The sequence below is a fragment of the Kitasatospora sp. NPDC057198 genome, from assembly GCF_042670125.1.
In the GTDB taxonomy this organism is placed as follows: domain Bacteria; phylum Actinomycetota; class Actinomycetes; order Streptomycetales; family Streptomycetaceae; genus Kitasatospora.
Genome location: NZ_JBHUWH010000591.1, coordinates 1 through 4,266 on the forward strand (window position 1 = coordinate 1; position 4,266 = coordinate 4,266).

Below are 4,266 nucleotides of genomic sequence, written 5' to 3' on the forward strand. Positions count from 1 at the left end.
GTGCTGGCCGGCGGCGCCTGCACCGGCGCGGTGGTGGGCGGGGCGGAGGGCGTGGGTGTCGGAGAGGGGGTGGAGGTGGTGGCGGGCTGCCGTGCGGGTGGTGCCGCGGGGTGTCCGTTGCCAAAGGCCATGCTCCCGACTCCGGCCGCGAGCAGCAGGCCGAACGTTCCCGCGGACAGGGCGACGCGCTTGCGGCGGGTGGTGCCCCGGCCCGCCGGGGCTCCTGGTCCGGAGGCCGGGAGCTCCGGCGTCCGCGGGTCGAGCAGGTCCGCGCACGCCGCGGCGGACGGGCGGGCCGCGGGGTCCGTCCGGGTCATCGCGCGCAGGGCCCGGGCGAGCGGTGCGGGCGTGTCCGGGGGGATGGAGGGGGAGTGCAGCAGGCGGGCCACCGCCGCTTCCATGGGACCGCCGGGGTAGGCGCGCCGTCCGGTGAGGCACTCGATCAGCAGCAGGCCCAGCGCGTAGACGTCGACGGGCGGGCGGGCGCCCCGGCCGCGGATCTGCTCCGGTGCCAGGTAGGCGGGGGTGCCGACGACGAAGCCCGTCCGGGTCGCCTCGGCGTCCTGGGCACACTCGTCGAGGGGCGGGCGGGCGATGCCGAAGTCGGTGAGGCGGGGGGTTCGCGAGGCGTCGATCAGGACGTTGGACGGTTTGACGTCGCGGTGGACGACGCCGTGGCCGTGGACGAACGCGAGGGTGCGGGCGAGCTCCCGGCCGAGCCAGAGCGTGGCGGAGGCGGACAGCGGTGACGTGCGCAGCAGGTCGGCCAGCGTCGTCCCGTCCACCAGTTCCAGGACGAGGTAGGGGCGGTCGTCGGCGCTCCCGTGGTCGTAGACCTCGACCACGCCGGGGTGCCGGAGCCGGGCCAGCGTCCGCGCCTCGGCGGTGAACCGGCGGGCGAGGTCCTCGGGGGCGCCGCGGTGCAGCACCTTCAGCGCGACCTCCCGGCCCAGGTGCAGGTCGACGGCGCGCAGCACCTCGGCGGCGCTCCCCTGCCCCAGGGTGCCCTCGACCCGGTACCGGTCGGCGAACAGGGCCGTACCGCGGATGCTCTCTGTCGTCACGCTCATGCCACTCTCCGTTGCCGGACGGCCGACCTCACCGTGCGGATGGGCCGCGGTCCGCTGACGGGTACCCCCGATGGGCGGCGCGATGCCCGCGCGAGCACGATGTACCGCCCCGGCCCCGGGGCGGCGCCGACACCGCCTACGCCGCCGCCCTCCCGCGGCCGCTCACCACCCCGCGGTCAGGGGAGGGCCTTTGAACGGGCCGGTGATCTCCTCGGTGATCCACCCGCCGTAGAACCCGCCCTCCTGCGCTCGCACGACCTCGCCCGCCACCGTGCAGCGCTCCACCCGGGCCGGGCAGAACGCCAGGCGGTCGCGGAGCTCCCGGTAGCCGGGCAGGGGGTGCGGGTAGCTCCACGCGGCCCGGACCGAGAAGCGGCCGCCGACCTCGACGTCCCAGTACTGCGCGCGGCCCTTCCACTCGCAGAGGGTCGAACCGTCGACGGGGCGGAGCAGTTCGGTGGCCACGTCGGCCCGCGGGAGGTAGAACACCGGCGGGTGGCTGGTCTCCAGCACGCGCAGGGCCCGCCGGCTGGAGGCGAGCACCCGTCCGGCGAAGGACACCTCGACGAGCCGGTCGTCCGGAACGACGACGGGCGGCCGGGGGTAGTCCCAGACCGACTCGGCGGCCCTCGCTTCTCTCTCCGTCATGTCTTCCCTCACCTGCTTCCCGTGCGGTGCGCCCTGCGGACGCCGGTTCTCACCACCGACCGGAGCCAGGCTCCACCGCCGCACCGCCGCGGTCCACTCGCACCGTTCGTGCACCGTCTTGCGGGCCCCTCGGGACCGGGCCCGTCCGAAGCGCCGCCCCGGGCGGTCCTCAGGTGAGGCCCGCCCGGGTGGCGGTCTCCTCGTTGTGGCGCATGTGCTGGTGGGCCCGGTCGCCGAGTTCCGCGATCAGTCCGGCGACGAGGCTCTCGACCACGGCCAGCGTCGGCACCAGGCTGTCGTACGGCGAGGGGGCGCCGACCTGGCTGGAGAAGACGACTTCGGCGTGGGTGCTCACGGGCGAGAGCCAGGTGTCGGTGAACAGGACGACGCGCCCGCCGGCCTCGCGGACGAGTTCGGCGACGGTGACCTTGTCCTCCTCGTAGCGGCGGTAGTCGAAGACGACCAGGACGTCGCGGCGGGTGAGCGAGGAGAGCAGGGCGGTGCGCTCGACGGGCCGGTCGGGGAGGAAGCGGACGTCGTCGCGCACCTGCATCAGGTGCAGCCCGAGGTACTGGGCGAAGAGGTTGGTGAAGCGGCCGCCGACGAGGGTGATGCGCCGCTTGGGGTCGGCGAGGAGCTGGACGGCCCGGTCGAGGTCGTGCGGGGTGACCTCGGCGAGGGTGCGGTCGACCGCCGCGGTGAACACCTCGCGGCCGTGGACGAGCAGGTTCTCGGCCTTGGCCCCGACGGCTGCGGGGTCGGCGGCGGCGCCGTAGTTGCCGCTGCGGTAGAGCGTGACGGGCGAGGCGTGGCGTTCGTCGAGTTCGGCGCGCAGGGCCGCCTGGAAGTCCGGGAAGCCGCGGTAGCCGAGGCGGTTGACGAACCGGATGACGGTGGGGGCGCTGACGTCGGCGCGCTCGGCGAGGGTGGCGATGGTCTCGAACCCGGCGGCCGGCCACCCGGCGAGCAGGATCCGGCCGACCTTGCGCTCGGCGGGGCTGCAGTCGCCGAGCCGTTGGCGGATGTCCTCGGCGAGCGTGACGGTGGGCATGGGCGGGCTCCCCTTCCCGGGCGGCGGGCGGTCGTCGGTGGTACGGCGCGGCACGTGCCTCCGCAGCCTAGCGAAGTGCCGGGCTGCGGAGATCGCGGAACGGTTCGGTGCCCCGGAGCGGGGCCGGGGTCAGCCGGCGGCCGGGTGGACGCCGACCTCCAGGTCGGTGAAGGAGTCGGCGGTGGTGCCGTCGGCGGTCCACGCCCGGGTGTCGCCGCGCTTGCGCAGGAGCACCTCGAAGGCGGGGGCGGACTCGAAGGTGCCGGCGGTCGCGGTGCGCTGGGCGGTGGTCGCGGCGAGGGCGCGGGCGGTGCCGGAGAAGGAGTAGGGCCGGCCGTCCGGGTCGTCCACCGAGTAGAACGCGTCGTGGTTGGGCGGCACGGGGGTGTCGGAGGGGGCGGTGAGGGGGCGCTTGCCCGCCCCGGCCCGCGCGTGCCAGGTGCGCGGGTCGTAGCGGTCGCCGTCGGTGAGGTAGCTGTAGCGGACCCCGTCGATCGTCCAGTGTCCGGCGGCGGTGCCGGTCCGGGCGGCGCGCAGGTCGAACACCGAGACGCCGTGGGTACCGAGGACCCGGATGCTCTCGCCGCGGGTGCCGGCGTGCTCGACCTCGATCGCGGTGTCCTCGTCGAGGGCGAACACCCGGTCGTGGCCGGTGTCGGCAGCCAGCCGGATCGCGCGGCCCTCGCGGCCGTAGGTGCCGGTGTGGGTGTCCAGCAGGCCCGCGTCGAAGAGGCCGAAGCCGCCCTGCGGGAGGTAGCCGAGCCGGGTCGGGTCCTCGAAGTAGCCGGGGGTGCTGCCGTCGCGCAGGGCCTGGTAGCTGTCGCCGCCGGTGACCATGTCGGGTCCGGAGGCGATCTGCGCACCGGCGCTGGAGCCCGCGACGACGGCTCCGGCGGCGAGCTTGCGGCGGATGGCCGCCATGACCTCGGAGTCGGTGCGGGCGTCGCCGTGCAGCAGGCTGGTGACGTAGCGGTGCTGGTCGCCGCCGCCGAAGAAGAAGCCGGTCATGGACTCGACCTGGGCGACCACGGCGTCCGAGTCGGCGGCGTCGACGTGCTCGATGTCGATGGGGATCCACTGGGCGTCGGCGGCGCCGTAGTGCTCGAAGAGGTCCGCGTAGTAGCGGCCGTTGCAGCGGGAGTTGGAGCAGGTGTCCGGGTCGGCGGCGTCGGGGTCCTGGCTCTCGGGGACGGAGGCGGCGGTCAGCACGCCGATCCGCGCCTTCCCGGCGCCGCCGGCCCTGCGGACGATCTCGCCGTAGATCTCGCTGTTGCCGTCCTTCAGGCCGCCGCCGACCAGGATCAGGGTGCCCCCGGTGGCGGCCGGGCGGGCGGCGGCCGTCTGGGCGGTGGTGGCGAGGAGGGTCAGGGCGGCCGCGAGGGCGAGGGCGGTGCGCCCGCAGCGGGTGCGCAGGTGTCGGTTCATCCGGGAACTCCGTGGTCGTTGGATTCTGGAACCGTGCGGCGCCGGGTGCGCGTCCGGGGGTGGGGCGCACCC

Annotated in this window: 4 protein-coding genes; all 4 read right to left on the reverse strand. The window is 75.4% G+C overall.

Annotation, left to right across the window (positions count from 1 at the left end):
• Positions 1 to 1,070 (reverse strand): serine/threonine-protein kinase (locus tag ACFUEL_RS36100; RefSeq protein ID WP_380241877.1); only part of this gene is annotated, 1,070 nt, incomplete at its 3' end.
• A gap of 162 nt (positions 1,071 to 1,232) precedes the next feature.
• The gene (locus ACFUEL_RS36105; RefSeq protein WP_380241879.1) at positions 1,233 to 1,718 is read right to left on the reverse strand and encodes a DUF427 domain-containing protein; all 486 of its coding nucleotides are present in this window, start codon (positions 1,716 to 1,718) and stop codon (positions 1,233 to 1,235) included.
• A 169-nt stretch (positions 1,719 to 1,887) separates the two neighbouring features.
• Positions 1,888 to 2,769, reverse strand: a complete 882-nt coding sequence (locus tag ACFUEL_RS36110) for a MurR/RpiR family transcriptional regulator (RefSeq protein ID WP_380241880.1) — start codon at positions 2,767 to 2,769, stop codon at positions 1,888 to 1,890.
• A 129-nt stretch (positions 2,770 to 2,898) separates the two neighbouring features.
• On the reverse strand, positions 2,899 to 4,194 hold the full coding sequence (locus ACFUEL_RS36115) for a cyanophycinase (RefSeq protein WP_380241882.1): 1,296 nt from the start codon (positions 4,192 to 4,194) through the stop codon (positions 2,899 to 2,901).
• Positions 4,195 to 4,266 lie beyond the last annotated feature (72 nt).

What these genes read in the sequence shown, in the direction of transcription:
- ACFUEL_RS36110 (WP_380241880.1), bottom strand. Translation starts at nt 2,769, where the DNA reads ATGCCCACCGTCACGCTCGCCGAGGACATCCGCCAACGGCTCGGCGAC.
- ACFUEL_RS36115 (WP_380241882.1), bottom strand. Translation starts at nt 4,194, where the DNA reads ATGAACCGACACCTGCGCACCCGCTGCGGGCGCACCGCCCTCGCCCTC.
- ACFUEL_RS36105 (WP_380241879.1), bottom strand. Translation starts at nt 1,718, where the DNA reads ATGACGGAGAGAGAAGCGAGGGCCGCCGAGTCGGTCTGGGACTACCCC.